Raw genomic sequence first — 17,503 nt, forward strand, 5'->3', positions numbered from 1 at the left:
GCCCGTCCGCAGCAGCTCGGGAGCGGCGGCATCCACCTCAACCCGGAGACTGGACCGATGAGCGACCCCACGCCGCGCACGGATCGTGCCGTCCACGCCGAGCCGAAGCGCGTGCTCGGAATCTGGAGCGCCTCGGCGCTGGTGGTGGGCCTGATCATCGGGTCGGGGATCTTCCGCGCGCCCTCGTCGGTGGCGGCGGAGCTGCCATCCACGTACATGATGTTGCTGGCGTGGACCATCGGCGGGGTGCTGAGCCTGTGCGGGGCCCTGGCGGTCTCGGACCTGGGGACGCGCTATCCCACCACCGGCGGGCTGTACATCTTCATGCGCGAGAGCTTCGGCGCCCCGACGGCGGTGGGATTCGGCTGGAGCGGGTTCCTGGTCAGCCGGCCCGCGGTGCTGGCGGGGGTGGCGACGGTGTTCGCCGAGTACCTGTGCCCGATGGTGGGGCTGCCCACGGGGTGGGAGAGCACCCGCTGGGTGGCCTCGGCGGCGGTGGTGGCCCTCACGGTGGTGAACGCCCTGGGACTGCGGGCGGGGGCGGGCGTGCAGAACGTGTTCACCTTCGCCAAGGTGCTGGGCCTGGCGCTGCTGATCACCGCCGTGGGGCTGTTCGGGCGGGGGGAACTGCACGCGGCGCAGGCGATCCAGCCGGCGCACTCGCTCCCGGTGGCCATGCTGCTGGCGCTGATCACCATCCTGTACACCTACGACGGCTGGATTGACGTCACCTACGCCGGCGGCGAGGTGCGCGACCCGCGCCGCAACCTCCCGCGGGCCATCGTGCTGGGCACGCTGGGATGCATGGCGCTCTACCTGCTCACCAACTTCGCGTACTGCGCGGTCCTGACGCCCGCCGAGATCGCCGCCGCGCCGAACGTGGCGGCGGTGGCGCTGGAGCGCGTGTTCGGCATGGCCGGGCGGGAGGTGCTCACCGTGCTGGTGCTCGTCTCCACGCTGGGAATCCTCAACGGCAGCATCCTCACCGGAACGCGCCTGCCCTTCGCCCTGGCGCGCGACGGCTTCCTGCCCGCGCGCCTGGGCACGCTGGCGAAGTCCACCGGTTCGCCGGTGTGGTCGCTCACGGTCCAGGGCCTCATGACCGTGGTGGTGCTGGTGTTCGTGAATGGCTTCGACAACATCGCCGCGCTGTTCGTGGTCACCTCGTGGCTCGCATACGCCGTGGCGATCGCCGGCCTGCTGGTGATCCGGGCGCGCGAGCGGCGCGCGGGCGCCCCGGCGGGCGAGAGCTTCCGCATGCCGCTGGGGCCGTGGCCGGCGCTGATTTTCATCGTGGTCACCATGGCCATCATCGTGCAGGACGTGATCTCGAGCGGCGTGAGCCACCTGGCGGGCGTGGCGGTGGTGGCCGTGGGGGCGGTGGTGGCGGGGCTGAGGCTCCGGCGGTGAGCGGGGGGGACGCGAAGCGGCGGGGTGGTCGAGGCGCCCGGCCCGAGGCGCCGCCGGGCACCGTGCGTGCGTTCTTCGCGGTGTTTCCGCCCCCCGACGTGGAGTCTGCGCTGGCCGACTACGTGGCCACGCTGCGCCGCGAACTGCGCGACGTGGCGTGGGTGAAGTCCGGCAACCTGCACCTCACGCTGCGGTTCCTGGGAGACGTCACACCGCCGCAGGTGGAAGCCGCAGGCAAGGCCCTGGACGCCGCAACCGCCGGCCGCCCCGGCTTCGAAGTGTGCCTCAAGGACGTGGGCGCCTTCCCCTCGATGCAGCAGCCCCGCGTGGTGTGGCTCGGAGTGGAGGCAGGCCGCGGCCCCCTTGTGGACCTGGCAGCCGGGCTGGAAGCCAGGCTGGCGGACGCCGGCCTGGGCCGCGCCGACAAGCCCTTCGCCGCACACCTGACGGTAGGGCGGGTGCGGGAGTACCTGCCGCCCGCGGCGCTCCCCGCGCTGCTCCAACGCCACCCGTGCCCGGGTTTCCGGTTCCGGGCGGCATCCGTGGCGTTGATCCGCAGCCAGTTGCAGGCGGGCGGATCCGTCTACACGCCGATCCGCGAAGTGAGGCTGGCGTAGCCGCGGCCTGGAGCTACATATGCTCCTGCAGCTTCGCGCGAAACCCATCCGGGATCGGCACCGGCTGCCGCGTCTTCAGATCCACGATCACCATCACCTGCCGATTCTCGCACGCCAGTTCCCCGCTACCCGCCTCGCGCATCTCCAGCCACATGGTGACCGAGGACGTGCCGATGCGCTCCACCCAGCCCTCCAGCCGCGCGCTCTCGCCGTAGCGCAGCGCGCGCCGGAAGTTCAGCTCGTGGCGCACCATCAGCGGCAGCAGGCCGACCTTGAGCATGTCCGGGACGGTCATGCCCATGCGCCGCGCGAACTCCAGCCGCCAGATCTCCGACCACTTCAGGTAGTTGATGTTGGAGACCACCCCGGCGAAATCAATGTCGAACGTGTAGATCGGCTGGTCCATGCCGACCACCGCCGTTTCGGCCGGGCGCGCGGGCGCGGTTGCCGCGCCCGGCGCCGGCCGGGGGGGATTGTCGGTGGCGCTCACCTCGTCCTCCGGGACTTCGCCCCGCGCTTCGCGGCGGACGGGCGCGCGGGCTTCGCGGCGGCGCGGCGGCGCTTCGCGCCCCATCCGAACTTCTTCCGGATGGCCTGGATCTGGGAGAGGTGATTGAGGTCGTGGCCGGCCGCCATGCGGCACAGGTGGTCGAAGGGCTCGCGGCCGCGCTCGGAGTGCATGATGCCGGCCTTCGCCCGGGCCCTGGGGCCTGCGAACTCGATCGCGGTCAGCGTGGCCGCCCGTCCGCTCACGTAGTTGGCCAGGCTGCGCTTCGCGGGGATGCGCTGGTAGTGGAACGCGGCCGCCCAACGCTCCTGGTCGAAGCCGTAGACGGGCGAACCGGGCTCGCCCAGGGCGCGGCGAAAACGCCACGCGAAGGCGGCTTCGCAGTCGGCGAGGTGCCCGAGAATCTCCTGGATGCTCCACTTCCCGGGCCTGGGCCGCTTCTGGAGCTGCGTCGGGGTGAGGCCCTTCACCGCGCGCGCGACGCGCGCCGGGTTGGAGCGCAGCAGGGCCACGGGGTCGCTGTCGCCGATGAAGTCGAGCGTCTTCCTGATGTAGGCCCGGATGGCGGGGTGGGCGGTGTTCCGTTTCATGGACGTCCTTTCCGCGTGGGCGTTCGTGTCCCGGGCCGCGCTGCGGGCGCGGCGGGAGGCTGTCTCGGCCAGACGGTGTGGCCGGATGTTCGGGGGCGGCGCGCGCCGTGTCAAGGACGGCGGCGGGCTGCCGGCGGGCCCGGGCGCCGCGCATCGAACCCGGGCGCCCCCGGGCCCGCGCGGGCACAATGACGCGGCCCGGACGGGATTTTACGAGCTTGACCCTGCCCCGGGCGGGCCGTAGTTTCATGGATGGTTCCCCTCGAAAGATGTGACGGTGGCCCCCAGGCCCCTGTGTGTTTGCCCCTGTACGAGGAGCATTCCATGTCGCAGTTCGTTCCCACCAAGGAACGCGCCAAGGCGCTCGAGCTCGCCGTGGCACAGATCGAAAAGCAGTTCGGCAAGGGCGCCATCATGAAGCTGGGCGACGAGCGGGCCAGCGTGCCCGTGGACGTCATCTCGACCGGCTCGCTGGGGCTCGACATCGCGCTCGGCACCGGTGGCGTGCCCCGCGGCCGGGTGGTGGAGATCTACGGCCCGGAGTCCTCGGGCAAGACCACCCTGGCGCTGCAGATCATCGCCAACGCGCAGCGCGCCGGCGGTAACGCCGTGTTCGTGGACGCCGAGCACGCGCTGGACGCGGCCTACGCCAAGAAGCTGGGTGTGGACGTGGAGAACCTCCACGTGGCCCAGCCGGACACCGGCGAGGAGGCCCTCGAGATCGCCGAGCACCTGGTGCGCTCCGGAGCGGTGGACGTGCTGGTGGTGGACTCGGTGGCCGCGCTGGTGCCCAAGGCCGAGATCGAAGGCGAGATGGGCGACAGCCACATGGGGCTGCAGGCCCGCCTCATGTCGCAGGCCCTGCGCAAGCTGACCGGGATCATCTCCAAGTCGCACACCTGCGTGATCTTCATCAACCAGATCCGGATGCAGATCGGCGTGATGTTCGGCAACCCCGAGACCACCGCGGGTGGCCGGGCGCTGAAGTTCTACGCCTCGGTGCGCCTGGACATCCGGCGCATCCAGTCGCTCAAGGACGGCGACCGCGTGATCGGCAACCGCACCCGCGTAAAGGTGGTGAAGAACAAGGTCGCGGCCCCGTTCCGCGAGGCCGAGTTCGACATCATCTACAACGAGGGCATTTCCAAGGAAGGCGAGATCCTGGACATGGGCGTGGAAGCCGGCGTGGTGCAGAAGAGCGGCACCTGGTTCAGCTACGGCGACGAGCGCGTGGGCCAGGGCCGCGAGAGCGCCCGGATCTTCCTGAAGGAGCACCCGGAGGTGCTGCTGAAGATCGAGTCCGAGGTGCTCAAGAAGGCCGGCGTGCGCCGCGGCCCGGGCGTGCCCGAGGGCAACGGCGCGGCGGAGAAGGCGGCGGCGGAGAAGGTGGCCGCCGAGAAGGTCGCCGATCGCGGCCGGACACCCGAGCCGGTGGGAGCGGGGCGCGCCCGGAAGTAGCTGCGCAGCGGCAGTTTCCAACCTTGGAGTTCGACGAAGGGCCGGCCCCGCAGCCGGCCCTTCGCGCGTCGCGATTCACTTGCGCCTGCCCCGGTGGTACCATTGTGGGGCGGGCCAGCCACGCCTGCCGGCCGCGCCGTCGGCATTTCGGCGGCGGCCGGGGCTGCGTGGGCCGGTGGCTCCCGCGGAACTTGCCCGGATGCGGGCAAGTACGAGAGGCCCGCAGCTCATGGGCACCGGCCGCGCTCCATTCCATCCGCAGATCGGCTCCTGCAGCGAGCATTCCTTCGCTATTCCTCCCTTCGCCGAAGAGCGACCCCGGCGCACTCCGACGCACCGTTCCACCCGCTCCGAAAGGAAGGTGCCCCCATGAAATCGCACTTCCTGCGCGGCTGCCTGCTGGCGATCCTGGCGCTGGCGGCTCCCTCCATGGTCCAGGCGGTCGTGTGGGTGGTGGATGATCCCGCAGACCCGATCCCCGTCACCGGAACCCTCACGCTGCGCCAGGCGCTGACCTTCGCCAACGCCATGCCCGGCGTGCAGCACCGCATCCTGTTCCAGATCCCCGCGGCCGGAATGCAGACCATCTTCGTGACCTCCCCGCTGCCGGTGATCACCGTGGACAGCGTGTGGATCGACGGGTACAGCCAGCCGGGCGCCTCGCCCGGAGCCTCTCCGCCGGCCACGGCGACCATCCTGGTCCAGCTCGACGGGTTGATGGCGGGCCCGTCGCACGGACTGTGGGTGCAGTCGTCCTTCAACCGGATCGAGGGCCTGGCGGTCATGAACTTCGACTGGGACGGGATCCGCATCCAGGGAACGCCGCTCCCGGGCACCCGGTGCAACATGGTCCACGGGAACTTCGTGGGTACCGACGCCATCGGCGGCGTGGCGGCGGGCAACGGCCGCAAGCCCGGAGGCAACATCTGGGCGGGGGTGGATGTCCTGTGCACCCCAGGGCCGCTCACGTACTGCTGGGACAACCTGGTGGACGGCAACCTCATCTCCACGAACTTCCGCTGCGGGGTGCAAATCTCCAGCTGCCCGCCCTCGGACTGCTGGGCCAACCAGGTGCTCAGGAACTTCATCGGGACCGATGTCACCGGGATGAACCCGTTCGGCAACCTCGGGTCCGGCGTGGTGCTGGCCGAGGGCACGCACGACAACGTGTTGCAATCGAATGTCATCTCGGACAACGGCGGTAACGGCGTGGACATCACCGGGAACTTCTTCACGGTGCCGCCTTCGTACACGTACCACAATTCCATCACCAGCAACCTGATCGGTGTGGCCTCGGACGGCATCACCCCGATGGGGAATGGCGGGCGGGGCGTTAGCGTGGGGATCTTCGAGGCCAGCTCGTTCTTCGCCGGCTTCGGCCGGGAGAATCTCTTCACCACCAACACCGTGGCTCACAACTTCCTGGCCGGGTTCAGCGTGTGGGAACACCCCACCAGCTCCAACAACGCGGACCAGAACACCTATCTCCAGAACGACACCCATGACAACGGCGGGCTGGGAATCGACCTGGGTGACAATGGAGTGACCGTGAACGACCCCGGGGACATGGATGCCGGCGCGAACGAGGAGCTGAACGGCCCGCTGGTGATGACCGCCGTGTACTACGCGGGCACGACCACGATCACCGGAATCGTCGACAACGGCGCCCAGGTGCACGTGTACCGCGCCAGGCTCGATCCCAGCGGCTGGGGCGAGGGTGAGCTGTGGCTGAGTTCGGCCTGGCCCGACCCGCTCGGCGGCTGGACCGTGTCCGTGACCGGGCTTGTGCCTGGGGACTTCGTGACCGCACTGGCGATGGACTGGGCCGGGGGAGGCGTCTACTCCAACACCTCCGAGTTCGCGCAATGCATGGTGGTCCAGAAGGCCGTGGGGGTGGGTGAAGTTGACGGGCCGCGGTTCGTGCTGCGGTCGGGCGGGCCGAATCCGTTCCGCTCGGCCACGGCGTTCCGTTACCGCCTGGGGGAGGCGGGTCCGGTGTGGCTGGGCGTCTACGATCCCACCGGCAGGCTCGTCCGGACGCTGGCGTCCGGGTACGCGGGCGCCGGGGAGCACGAGGCCCGCTGGGATGGAGCCGCCGCGGATGGACGGCCCGCACCCACCGGGATCTACTTCGTCGGGTTGAGTTCCGGCGCGCGGCAGGCCACCGTGAGAATCCTCAAGGTGAAGTGACGTACAACGGGCGGCGCGGCCGTGGTAGGATGGACAACCTATGTCCTCCGATCCCTCCGGCCGCGCCCATGACTTTGCCGTCATCGGCGGTGGCATCGTAGGCCTGGCCACCGCGCGCGCGCTGGCCCGCCGCTTTCCGGGCAGGAGCCTGCTGGTCCTCGAGAAGGAGGACGCGGTCGCCACCCACCAGACCGCCCACAACAGCGGCGTGCTCCACTCCGGCCTGTACTACCGTCCCGGCTCCGCCAAGGCCCGCCTGTGCCTCGAGGGGCTGGCGTCCATGGTCGCCTTCTGCCGCGAGCACGGGGTGCCGTTTACTGTGTGCGGCAAGGTGGTCGTGGCGGTGAGCGAGGCGGAGGTGCCGCGGCTGGACGAGCTGGAGCGGCGCGGCAGGGCCAACGGCGTGCCGCAGGTGGAGCGCATTGGCCCGGAGCGGCTGCGCGAGATCGAGCCGCACGCCGCCGGAATCGCCGCGCTGCACGTGCCCTCGACCGGCATCATCGACTTCACGCTGGTGGCCGAGAAGCTGGCCTTCCTGCTCCGCGCCGGCGGCGCCGAGGTGCGCACCGGGGCCGAGTTGCGCGCCGCCCACTCCACGGGCTCGGAAGTGGTGCTGCAGACCCCGGCGGGGGAGTTCCGCGCGAAGAGCGTGATCAACTGCGCCGGCCTGATGTGCGACCGCGTTGCGCGCATGCTGGGCGCGGACCCGGGCGTGCGCATCGTGCCCTTCCGGGGCGAGTACTACACGCTCCGTCCGGAGCGCGAGGGCCTGGTGAAGGCGCTCATCTACCCGGTGCCCGACCCGGCGTTTCCGTTCCTGGGGGTGCACTTCACGCGCATGGCCCGCGGCGGGGTGGAGGCCGGGCCCAACGCGGTGCTGGCCTTCAAGCGCGAGGGCTACCGCAAGACCGATTTCAACCTGCGCGACGTGCTGGAGTACGTGCGGTTCCCCGGCTTCGGCAGGATCGTCTCCCGGCACTGGCGCACCGGGATGGGGGAGATGCGCCGCTCCTGGGACAAGGGCGCCTTCGTGGGCGCGCTGCAGCGGCTGCTGCCCGACCTGCGCGGCGACGACCTGGCGCCCGGCGGATCCGGCGTGCGCGCCCAGGCCGTGGCTCCCGACGGGCGGCTGCTCGACGACTTCGAGTTCCTGGACCAGCCGCGCGCCCTGCACGTCCTCAACGCGCCGTCGCCGGCCGCCACGGCATCCCTGGCCATCGGAGAGGCCATCGCGCGCAAGGCGGAAGTACTGTTCACCCCGTAGGGCCGCAAGCAGACCGCGCCGCTGCGCCCCCGCACGTGATATGATCCCCCGAGCACATCCAGATGCTGGCCGCTGAAACGTCCCGTTCGGGACCCGCACCGAGGTGAGATCTGTGTCTCGGCCAGCCCCCCGCGCCTTGTTCCTCGCCCGCCAAGCCCGCGTTCCCGCCGCAAGTGTGCGGATGCCCCCCACCCCCGCGCATCCTGGTCCCGCAATCCCGTTCCCGATGGTGCGCCTTGCGGCCGTGCTGCTATGGCTCTCCCTGGCCGGGCCCGGCCACACCGGTGAGCTCGGCCGGCCGCGGGTGGCGCTCGCGCCGGTCGTTCGGGGCCTCGTGGTGCCGGAGCCGGAGGCCGAGGCCCGCCCGCACACCCTCGCACCGCGTGCCGCCCGCCCCGCCGCGCCCTCGCGGGGGATGCTCCTGCCGCAGTATTCGTGGCCGCTCGAGAACCTGCTCCACGACCGGGTGGTGCTGGAGAACTACGTCGATGAAGACAGCACCGCCGGCGTCCACGACTACATGGCCGGAGCCAACGCCTACGACACGCACGCCGGCACCGACATGACCCTGTTCACGTTCCGCGACATGGACCGCGGCATGCGAATCCTGGCGGCCGCGCCGGGCACCGTCAGCAGCGTGCACTTCGATCGCACCGCGGACCGCAACACCTCCTGGCCCTGGCCCGACGACGGAAACTGGGTGTTCGTGGACGAAGGCGACGGCGGCGTGACCGGGTACTACCACATGCGCAAGTTCTCGCCGGCGGTCGACGTGGGGGAGAGCGTGCAGCGCGGACAGATGCTGGGGCTGGTGGGTGCCTCGGGCTACGTCACGGTGCCGCACCTGCATTTCGAGTCCGGTTCGTTTCCGGGCGGATTCTACCGGCCGCGGGACCCGTGGAGCGGGACCTACAATCCACAGCCCAGCCTGTGGAGCGCGCAGCCGGGCTACGTGGGCAACCTGCCGCTTCGCATCTACGACATGGGCGCCTTCACCCAGGCCTCCGGCGGCGGCAACGTGTGGTACGTGGACCGGGACCTGTTCCTGGAGCGGCTCATCCAGCCGGTCGTGTTCGGGATCACCGAGCCGTTCATGCCGGTGTGGTTCCAGTTCCAGGGCAACGACGGGGACACGCTGCGCTTCGAGCTGCGCAAGCCCGACAACAGCCTCCACGCCTCGTGGCCGGACACCATCAAGTACAAGGCCAAGTTCGACTGGCGATACTACATCGTGTATTTCAGCCCGTACGTGGCCGCGTCGGACACCGGCACCTGGACCGCGCGGATCCTGACCGGGGCGGGCACGGTGGCGCGTCAGATCCAGGTGAAGGTGGGCGCTTCCACGGTGTACGGTCCGCGCGTGTCGCCGGCAGTCAGCCGATCGTTTCGGATCAACGGGGTGGATCAGCGTGACACGCTGCGGGCCTCTCCGCTGGGCGGGCCGGTGTCGTGGGCCCTGCTCAATCCTCCGCCGGGGGTGACGCTGGACGATTCCGTGCTCACCGTGCCCGCGGCATCGTCCCAGTCGCACCGTTCGATGTTCTTCCAGGCGGTCGCGCGGGACGGTGCCGGGCGCGCCGACACCGCGTGGTTCCACGTGGTGGATCCGTCCAAGCCGCTCAACAGCGTGACCGCGGCGCCCGGCGTGGCGCCCGGCGGGCCGCTCCAATTGTCGCAGGCAGGCCCCAACCCCGCCCGGGAGAGCGTGTCGATGCGCTTCTCCACGCCCGGAGACGCGCCGGCCCTCCTGGAGATCCTCGACGTCGCCGGGCGGCGCGTCCGGGTCCTGGCGGAGGTTCGCGGCGGCGCCCCGCAGGCGGGACGCACCGCTTCCTGGGATCTTCGCAGTACCTCCGGCCGGCGCGTTCCGGCCGGCATGTACTTCGCACGACTTCGCGAAGGCGTGCGGCAGGCCACGCTGAAGATCGTGGTTGTGGGGGGGTGAGGAGAGGCGCGGCGGTCCGCGCCGGGCACTCCGAAGCCGCCCCGAAGCCGCCCCGAAGCCGCCGCCCCGAAGCCGCTTGCCACGGCCCGCCAGCGGGCGCTATCATCTGAAGACCAACCAAGTCAGCCCTCCGCGCGCCGCGCCCGCGGCAACGCCGGGGGCGGCCACTTTCCCGGGGCGACCCTGTGTGTCCCCCAGAAAGGTAGCCCGAGATGTCTTCTTCCCTTCTGCACAACTCGTTCGGCACCCGTTCCACCTTCGACACCGGCAGCGGCACCGCCTACCTGTACCGGCTGGACTCGCTGGCGAAGAAGCTGGACGCCGACCTGGATCGCCTGCCGTTCTCCATCCGCGTGCTGCTGGAGTCGGCGCTGCGCAACTGCGACGGCTACCAGGTGAGCGAGGAGGACGTGAAGCGGCTCGCGACCTGGAACGCCACGGCACCCGCCGCGGTGGAACTGCCGTTCAAGCCCGCGCGGGTGGTGCTGCAGGACTTCACCGGCGTGCCCTGCGTGGTGGACCTGGCGGCCATGCGCGCCGCGGTGAAACGCCTGGGCGGCGACCCGGGGCGGATCAACCCGGTGGTGCCGGTGGACCTGGTCATCGATCACTCGGTGCAGGTGGACTTCGCCGGCTCGCCCGGCGCGCTGGCGAAGAACGCGGAGATCGAGTTCGAGCGCAACCGCGAGCGCTACGAGTTCCTGCGCTGGGGGCAGAAGTCCTTCCGGAACTTCCGCGTGGTGCCGCCGGCCACCGGGATCATCCACCAGGTGAACCTCGAGTACCTGGCGCGCGGCGGTGAAACGCCCGGGCGGCGACCCGGGGCGGATAAACCCGGTGGTGCCGGTGGACCTGGTCAAGGTGATGTTCCCCGACACCCTGGTGGGCACCGACTCGCACACCACCATGATCAACGGTCTGGGCGTGGTGGGCTGGGGTGTGGGCGGCATCGAGGCCGAGGCGGTGATGCTGGGCCAGCCGCTGTACATGCTCACCCCGCAGGTGATCGGCTTCAAGCTCTCGGGCAAGCTCCCCGAGGGGGTGACCGCCACCGACCTCACCCTCACCATCACCCAGATGCTCCGCAGGAAGGGCGTGGTGGACAAGTTCGTGGAGTTCTTCGGCCCGGGCCTCTCGGAGATCTCGCTTCCCGACCGCGCCACCATCGCCAACATGGCACCCGAGTACGGCGCCACCATGGGGTTCTTCCCGGTGGATGCCGAGACGCTCGCCTTCCTCGAGCGGACCGGCCGCGCCGCCGCCGCCTCGCTGGTGGAGCGCTACACGAAGGAACAGGGCCTGTTCCGTACCGACGCCACGCCGGCGCCGGTGTTCACCGACATGCTGGAGCTGGACCTCGGGGCGGTGGAGCCCAGCCTGGCGGGACCCAAGCGCCCGCAGGACCGCGTCGCGCTGCGCGAGATGAAGGCCTCGTTCCGGCGGGCGCTCACCGCACCGGTGAAGGAGCGCGGCTTCGGCCTGCCCGAGGCCGACGTGGCGCGCACCGTACAGGTGAAGCTGAACGGCACGCCGGTGACGGTGGGCCACGGCGCGGTGGTGATCGCCGCCATCACGTCCTGCACCAACACCTCCAACCCGTCGGTGATGCTGGCCGCCGGGCTGCTGGCGAAGCGAGCCGTGGAGCGCGGGCTCAAGGTGCCGGCGTGCGTAAAGACCAGCCTGGCGCCGGGCTCGCTGGTGGTGACCGAATACTTGAACAAGGCGGGGCTGATGCCCGCGCTGGAGCAGCTCGGCTTCCACGTGGTGGGCTACGGCTGCACCACCTGCATCGGCAACTCGGGCCCGCTGCCCGAGGCGCTGGCGCAGGCCGTGTCGGCCGGGAAGCTGGTGGCCGCCGCGGTGATCTCCGGCAACCGCAACTTCGAGGGCCGGGTGCACCCCAGCGTGAAGGCCAACTACCTGGCCTCGCCGCCGCTGGTGGTGGCGTACGCGCTGGCCGGCACCACCGACATTGACATGGCCATCGAGCCGCTGGGCACCGGCGCCGACGGCCAGCCGGTCTTCCTCCGGGACGTCTGGCCCACGCAGCGGGAGATCGCCGAGGCGCAGGTCGCTTCGGTGAAGCCGGAGATGTTCGAGGCCAGCTACGCCGACGTCTTCGACGGCAACGCGAAATGGAACGCCATCCGGGTGCCGGAGGGCGAGCTGTACCTCTGGGACGCGGAATCCACGTACATCCAGGAGCCGCCGTTCTTCCTGGACCTCAAGCCCGAGGCTGCGCCGGCCGCGGACATCCGGGGGGCGCGCGTGCTGGTGATGGTGGGCGACTCGGTCACCACCGACCACATCTCGCCGGCGGGCGACATCGCCGCCGACAGCCCCGCGGGCCGGTTCCTGAAGGAGAGGGGGCTGGAGAAGAAGGACTTCAACTCCTACGGTTCGCGGCGCGGCAACGACCGGGTGATGGTGCGCGGGACGTTTGCCAACATCCGGCTCAAGAACCTGCTGGTGCCCGGTAGCGAGGGCAACGTCACCGTGCACCAGCCGGACGGGGAGAAAACCAGCATCTACGACGCCGCGTTGAAGTACCAGGCCGAGGGCGTGCCGCTGCTGGTGCTGGCGGGCCGGGAATACGGCACCGGCTCGTCGCGCGACTGGGCCGCCAAAGGCACCCTGCTGCTGGGGGTGAGGGCGGTGATCGCAGAGAGCTACGAGCGCATCCACCGTTCCAACCTGGTGGGCATGGGGGTGCTCCCGCTCCAGTACGGGGAGGGGCAGGGCGCCGACTCGCTCGGCCTGACCGGCGCCGAGACATTCGATGTCACCGGCGTGGTGGCGGGCCTCAAGCCGCGCGGCCAGGTGAACGTGAAGTTCACCCGGCCCGACGGCACCGCCGGCAGCTTCACCGCGGTGGTGCGCCTCGATACGCAGATCGAGGTGGACTACTACAGGAACGGCGGCATCCTGCACAACCATCTGAGGAACCTGCTGAAGAAGTAGCCGCGGGGGCGGAGCGCGCCGCTGCGGGCAGTGTGACGCCTCCCCCGGGGAAGAATCCGATGTCCGAACCCTACGATCGCGTCCGCGAGGCCGCCCTGCGCGTCCTGGAGCGCCGCCGCCGCACCCGCGCCGAGGTGGAGACCAAGCTCCGCGAGAAGGGCTTCGAGCCCGCCGACATCACTGCCGTGTGCGACCGGCTCGAGGAAGTGAATCTCCTCGACGACCTGGAGTACGCGCGCCTCTACCTCAAGGGCCGAGGAAGCCGCCCCCGCGGCACCCGCCTGCTGATGCAGGAACTCCGGATGAAGGGTGTCCCCGAGCCCCTGGCCCGCCAGGCCCTCGAGGAGCTGGAAGGCGAAGAGCGCGGCGCCGCCGAACTGGAGCGCGCCGTGTCCCTGGTCCGCCAGTCCGCCCGGAAGGTAGCCGGCCTCCCGCCCCGCGAAGCCCGCCAGAAGCTCTACCAGGTTCTCGCCCGCCGCGGCTTCGGGCTGGACGTCATCGAAGCCGCCATCCGGGAAGCCCTGGCCCCGTAGGGCGGGCATGACTGCCTGACCTGAGACGCCAGGCGCACGGTTGTTCTGCAAGGCTCTCTCTCGGAGCATGGGGCACCTCTCAGGGTGCGTCTGCGACCGACGGAGCCAGGAGGCGGAGGAGGGAGCAGCCGCAGCGAAGTCGGGCCAGGATGGCCCGACGAGCGGGCCCTGAGAGGTGCCCCATGCTCCGGGAGAGAGCACGCGTGGAAGCCCGCTCGTTCGGGACCGGGCAGGCAGGCGCGACTTCGCGCCCTGCGGGCCCAAGTTTCCATTCCAGTCCGCTTTACGCTACTATCCCTGCCGATGAGCGACGACGATTTGCGCCCCGCGGAGGCGCGGGACCGGGCCACTCTGGAGGCCTGGTTCCGGGCCGCGCCCGTCGAGCACTGCTTCCTGCTGACGCAGCTGGAGAATCACGGCCTCGTGGGCTTTCACGTCCTGGGAGACCCACCGGTCGCCGGGGCCTACGTCCGGACCGGGCGCCTGCTGGTGCCCTTTGGCCCGCGGACCGGAGGCAGGGAACTGGCCCGTTCGCTGGCCGGCGCGGACATCGAGCTCCGCTACGTGGTCGGACCGCTCGAACTGGTGGACGAGTTCTGGGCCGGGATCCGCGACCAGGTGCCTGAGCCGACGTGGCTGCGTCGAAACCGTCTCTACGCGATGGAATCGAAGGACCTCCTGCCCGCGACGCCTCCGGCCCAGGGCCGGCTGCGTGCCAGCGAGCTGGGGGATCTGCCGTGGCTGGCGCGCGCCTCCTCCAGCATGGATCGCGAGGACCGCGGGGTGGACCCGCTCGAGGAGGACCCCGTGGGGCTCGAGCGCTACATCATGTGGCTGGTGCACGAGGGGCTGGTGTTCGTCTGGGAGGAGGGGGGCCGACTGCTGTTCAAGGCGCAGGCCGCCTGCCTGAACCGCCGCGCGGCGCTGGTGGAGGGCGTGTACACCGTGCCGGAGGCGAGGGGCCGCGGCGTGGGCACCCACGCCATGCGCGCGCTGTGCCGCGGGCTCCTGGGGCGCGCGCCGCTGCTCACGCTGTACGTCAACGAGGCCAACACGCCGGCCGTGCGGCTCTACGAGACCGTGGGCTTCCGGCACGTGGGCCATTACCGTTCGGTGCTCTTCTCCCGCCAGGTGGCGGTGAAGGGCTGATGCCAGGGCGCGCCGCCGCGCCGCCGGGAGAACCGTGAAAGAGACCTCGCAGCAGCTCCGCACGCAATTCCTCGACTTCTTCCGCGCGCGTGGCCACGCCCACGTGCCCAGCTCGCCCCTGGTGCCGCTCGGCGATCCCACGCTGCTGTTCACCACGGCGGGGATGGTGCAGTTCAAGCCGCTGTACACCGCCGAGGGCTCGCTGCCCTACACCCGCGCCACCTCGGTGCAGAAGTGCCTCCGACTGACCGACCTCGAGCGGGTGGGCCGGACACCGCGCCACGACACCTTCTTCGAGATGCTGGGCAACTTCTCCTTCGGCGATTACTTCAAGGCCGAAGCCATCGAGTGGGCCTGGGAGTTCTGCCTCAAGGTGCTGGACCTGCCCCGGGACCGGCTGCACGCTTCGGTGTTCAACGGCGAAGGCGGCTTCCCCGAGGACGACGAGGCGCGCCAGCTGTGGAAGAAGATCGGACTGCCGGAATCGCGCATCGTGGCGCTGGGGCGAGCGGACAACTTCTGGGGGCCCGCCGGCGGCGCCGGGCCGTGCGGCCCGTGCTCCGAGATCTACTACGACCTGGGCCCGGACACCCCGGGCGCGTGCGGCCGGGCGGAGTGCGCCCCCGGCTGCGAGTGCCCGCGCTACATGGAATTCTGGAACCTGGTGTTCCCGCAGTACGACGCCGCGCCCGACGGCACGCTGAACCCGCTGCGCAACCGCGGCATCGACACCGGCATGGGCCTGGAGCGCCTGGCGCTGCTGGTGCAGGGGAAGCGGAGCATCTTCGAGACGGACCTGTTTTCCCCGCTGGTGGACCGCGTGGCGGAGATCGCGAAACTTTCCACGCAGGCCCGCCGCGAGCACGCCACGGACCTCTACGTCATCGCCGATCACCTTCGGGCACTGTGCTTCGCGCTGGCGGAGGGCACCATGCCCGGCAACGAGGGCCGCGGCTACGTGCTGCGGCGGCTGCTGCGCCGCGCCGCGAGGCGCGGGCGCGGGCTGGGCCTGGATCAGGCGTGGCTGGCCGGCGCGGTGGACACGGTGGTGCGCGAATTCGGCGGGTTCTACCCCGAGATCCAATCCGGGGGCGGGCGCATCGCCGCCGTGCTGACACGCGAGGAGGAGAGCTTCGCCGCCACGTTCGAATCCGGGATGGGCCGGCTCGAGAAGCTCATGCAGGACGCCGCCCGCACGAAGAGTGCGGTGCTGCCCGGCGCCGAGGTGTTCGTGCTGCACGACACCTACGGGTTCCCGCTCGACTTCACCGAGGAGATCGCCGAGGAGCGCGGCTTCACGGTGGACCAGGCAGGCTTTCAGAAGGCCATGGAGGAGCAGCGCGAGCGCTCCCGGGAGGCGGGCGCGTTCGATTCGCGCCAGGAGGACCTGGCGGCGCACCCGTGGCAGGAGCTGACGCAGGGAACGGATTCGGAGTTCCTGGGGTACGAGTCGATGGAGGCTTCGGGTCTTTCCGGGCGCCGGTGGCGCGCGGGGGGAGCGGAGCAGGCCCCGGAAGACCTCGAGCTGGTGCTGGACCGCACGCCCTTCTACGCCGAGTCCGGGGGACAGGTCACGGACACCGGCTGGCTGGAGGCGAGCCCGGGCGGTCCCGTCGCCCGCGTGCTGTCGGTGTTCAAGGAGGGGGAGAGCATCATCCACCGGCTGACCGTGGCGCCGGCGAAGGGGCTGTCGTGGCAGGGAAAGGGTGAGGGCCGCGCTGCCCACGCCGGGCTGGCCCTTGCCGGCCGGGACGCCTTCCTTCGCGCGGCCGCCGGCGGGGAGCTCTCCGCCAGCGTGGATGCCACCCGCGCCCGCACCCGCCGCAACCACACCGCCACGCACCTGCTTCACGCGGCGCTGCGCACGGTGCTGGGCACGCACGTGCGGCAGGCGGGCTCGATGGTATCCCCGGAGCGGCTGCGCTTCGACTACACGCACTTTGAGGCCGCCCGGCCCGCGCAGTTGCAGGCCATCGAGGACATGGTGAACGCGTGGGTCCTGGAGGACCTGCCGGTGGTGACCGAGGTGAAGCCGCTGGAGGAGGCCCGCGCGGCCGGCGCCATGGCGCTCTTCGGCGAGAAGTACGGGGCCACGGTGCGCATGGTGCGGGTGGCCGGCTCCGGGGGGCGGGAGGACGTTTCGCGCGAGCTGTGCGGCGGCACGCACGTCTCGCGCACCGGCGAGATCGGCATGTTCCTGCTGGCCGCGGAGGCCGGCATCGCCAGCGGCACGCGGCGCATCGAGGCGCTCACCGGGGAGGGCGCCCTGGAGCACGTGCGCGCCCGGGGGCGGCTATTACAGGAATTGGCGCACCGGCTCAACACCCGCGAGGACCAGGTGGCGGCGCGGGTGGAGGCGCTGCGCGAGGAGATCGACAGCCTCAAGAAGCGCGAGCAGGAGCGGCAGAAGAAGGCGGCCATGGCCGGGGCCGACTCGGCGCCCGCGGGGCGGCAGGGCGCGGTGAACGGCCGCGAATGGCGGGTGCTGAAGGTGGAGGCCGACTCGGTGAACCTGCTGCGCGAGGTGGGCGACCGCACCCGCGAGGGCATGAAGAGCGGCTGCGCGCTGGTGGCCTCCGAGGTGTCCGGCAAGCTCTCGATCGTGGCCGTGGTGACCGACGACCTCGTCGGCGCGGGGCTGCGCGCGGACGTGCTGGTGAACGAGATCGCGGCGGCGGCGGGCGGCAAGGGCGGCGGCAAGCCCCACCAGGCGCTGGCCGGGGTGAAGGACCCCGGGCAGTGGGGGCTCATCGAGGACAAGGCGCGCGAAGTCCTGGAGCGCGAACTCCAACGGCTGGGGGCCTGACGTGCGGGCACTGATCCTCTCCGGCGGCAAGGGCACGCGCCTGCGCCCCATCACCCACACCAGCGCCAAGCA

12 protein-coding genes and 1 pseudogene are annotated in these 17,503 nt (G+C 70.9%); 11 read left to right on the forward strand and 2 right to left on the reverse strand.

Annotated elements, in window-relative coordinates:
- Positions 1–57: 57 nt before the first annotated feature.
- Positions 58–1,410 carry an amino acid permease gene (locus HZB25_04675; GenBank protein ID MBI5836519.1) on the forward strand — a complete coding sequence of 451 codons (1,353 nt, stop codon included), beginning with the start codon at positions 58–60 and terminating at the stop codon, positions 1,408–1,410.
- Positions 1,407–2,027: an RNA 2',3'-cyclic phosphodiesterase gene (gene thpR, locus HZB25_04680; GenBank protein MBI5836520.1), complete on the forward strand. Its 621-nt coding sequence runs from the start codon at positions 1,407–1,409 to the stop codon at positions 2,025–2,027. Before HZB25_04675 ends, thpR begins: the two co-directional genes overlap by 4 nt.
- Before the next feature lie 13 nt (positions 2,028–2,040).
- Here thpR and HZB25_04685 read toward each other — a convergent pair whose 3' ends face one another.
- Together HZB25_04685 and HZB25_04690 are read right to left on the reverse strand one after the other, a co-directional pair.
- Positions 2,041–2,517 carry an acyl-CoA thioesterase gene (locus tag HZB25_04685; protein ID MBI5836521.1) on the reverse strand — a complete coding sequence of 159 codons (477 nt, stop codon included), beginning with the start codon at positions 2,515–2,517 and terminating at the stop codon, positions 2,041–2,043.
- Positions 2,514–3,125, reverse strand: a complete 612-nt coding sequence (locus HZB25_04690; GenBank protein ID MBI5836522.1) for a DinB family protein — start codon at positions 3,123–3,125, stop codon at positions 2,514–2,516. The genes HZB25_04685 and HZB25_04690 overlap by 4 nt, the downstream gene beginning before the upstream one ends.
- Before the next feature lie 324 nt (positions 3,126–3,449).
- Between HZB25_04690 and recA the strand changes: the two genes are divergently transcribed.
- From recA to HZB25_04735, 9 genes and pseudogenes are all read left to right on the forward strand, one after another.
- Positions 3,450–4,583, forward strand: a complete 1,134-nt coding sequence (gene recA, locus HZB25_04695; protein MBI5836523.1) for a recombinase RecA — start codon at positions 3,450–3,452, stop codon at positions 4,581–4,583.
- A gap of 369 nt (positions 4,584–4,952) precedes the next feature.
- Positions 4,953–6,773, forward strand: coding sequence for a right-handed parallel beta-helix repeat-containing protein (locus tag HZB25_04700; protein MBI5836524.1), 1,821 nt, complete (start codon positions 4,953–4,955; stop codon positions 6,771–6,773).
- Positions 6,774–6,813: 40 nt separating this feature from the next.
- Entirely contained in the window at positions 6,814–8,037 is a 1,224-nt protein-coding gene (gene lhgO, locus HZB25_04705) for an L-2-hydroxyglutarate oxidase (GenBank protein MBI5836525.1), read from the forward strand.
- Positions 8,038–8,281: 244 nt separating this feature from the next.
- On the forward strand, positions 8,282–9,982 hold the full coding sequence (locus HZB25_04710; GenBank protein MBI5836526.1) for a peptidoglycan DD-metalloendopeptidase family protein: 1,701 nt from the start codon (positions 8,282–8,284) through the stop codon (positions 9,980–9,982).
- 212 nt (positions 9,983–10,194) lie between these two features.
- Positions 10,195–12,943, forward strand: a pseudogene (gene acnA, locus HZB25_04715) (aconitate hydratase AcnA).
- A 59-nt stretch (positions 12,944–13,002) separates the two neighbouring features.
- Positions 13,003–13,476, forward strand: a complete 474-nt coding sequence (locus tag HZB25_04720; protein ID MBI5836527.1) for a regulatory protein RecX — start codon at positions 13,003–13,005, stop codon at positions 13,474–13,476.
- Positions 13,477–13,779: 303 nt separating this feature from the next.
- Positions 13,780–14,625, forward strand: coding sequence for a GNAT family N-acetyltransferase (locus HZB25_04725; protein ID MBI5836528.1), 846 nt, complete (start codon positions 13,780–13,782; stop codon positions 14,623–14,625).
- Positions 14,626–14,659: 34 nt separating this feature from the next.
- A complete protein-coding gene (gene alaS, locus HZB25_04730) occupies positions 14,660–17,431 on the forward strand; it encodes an alanine--tRNA ligase (protein ID MBI5836529.1) in 2,772 nt (923 codons plus the stop codon).
- Between the two features lies 1 nt (position 17,432).
- Positions 17,433–17,503 (forward strand): hypothetical protein (locus HZB25_04735; protein ID MBI5836530.1); only part of this gene is annotated, 71 nt, incomplete at its 3' end.

It is taken from the genome of Candidatus Eisenbacteria bacterium (genome assembly GCA_016235265.1).
Taxonomy (GTDB): domain Bacteria; phylum Eisenbacteria; class RBG-16-71-46; order RBG-16-71-46; family JACRLI01; genus JACRLI01.

Bases quoted from the DNA above. Each gene is read 5' to 3' on its own strand.
- HZB25_04675 (MBI5836519.1), top strand. From the start codon at position 58: ATGAGCGACCCCACGCCGCGCACGGATCGTGCCGTCCACGCCGAGCCG.
- HZB25_04690 (MBI5836522.1), bottom strand. From the start codon at position 3,125: ATGAAACGGAACACCGCCCACCCCGCCATCCGGGCCTACATCAGGAAG.
- recA (MBI5836523.1), top strand. From the start codon at position 3,450: ATGTCGCAGTTCGTTCCCACCAAGGAACGCGCCAAGGCGCTCGAGCTC.
- HZB25_04700 (MBI5836524.1), top strand. From the start codon at position 4,953: ATGAAATCGCACTTCCTGCGCGGCTGCCTGCTGGCGATCCTGGCGCTG.
- lhgO (MBI5836525.1), top strand. From the start codon at position 6,814: ATGTCCTCCGATCCCTCCGGCCGCGCCCATGACTTTGCCGTCATCGGC.
- HZB25_04720 (MBI5836527.1), top strand. From the start codon at position 13,003: ATGTCCGAACCCTACGATCGCGTCCGCGAGGCCGCCCTGCGCGTCCTG.
- HZB25_04725 (MBI5836528.1), top strand. From the start codon at position 13,780: ATGAGCGACGACGATTTGCGCCCCGCGGAGGCGCGGGACCGGGCCACT.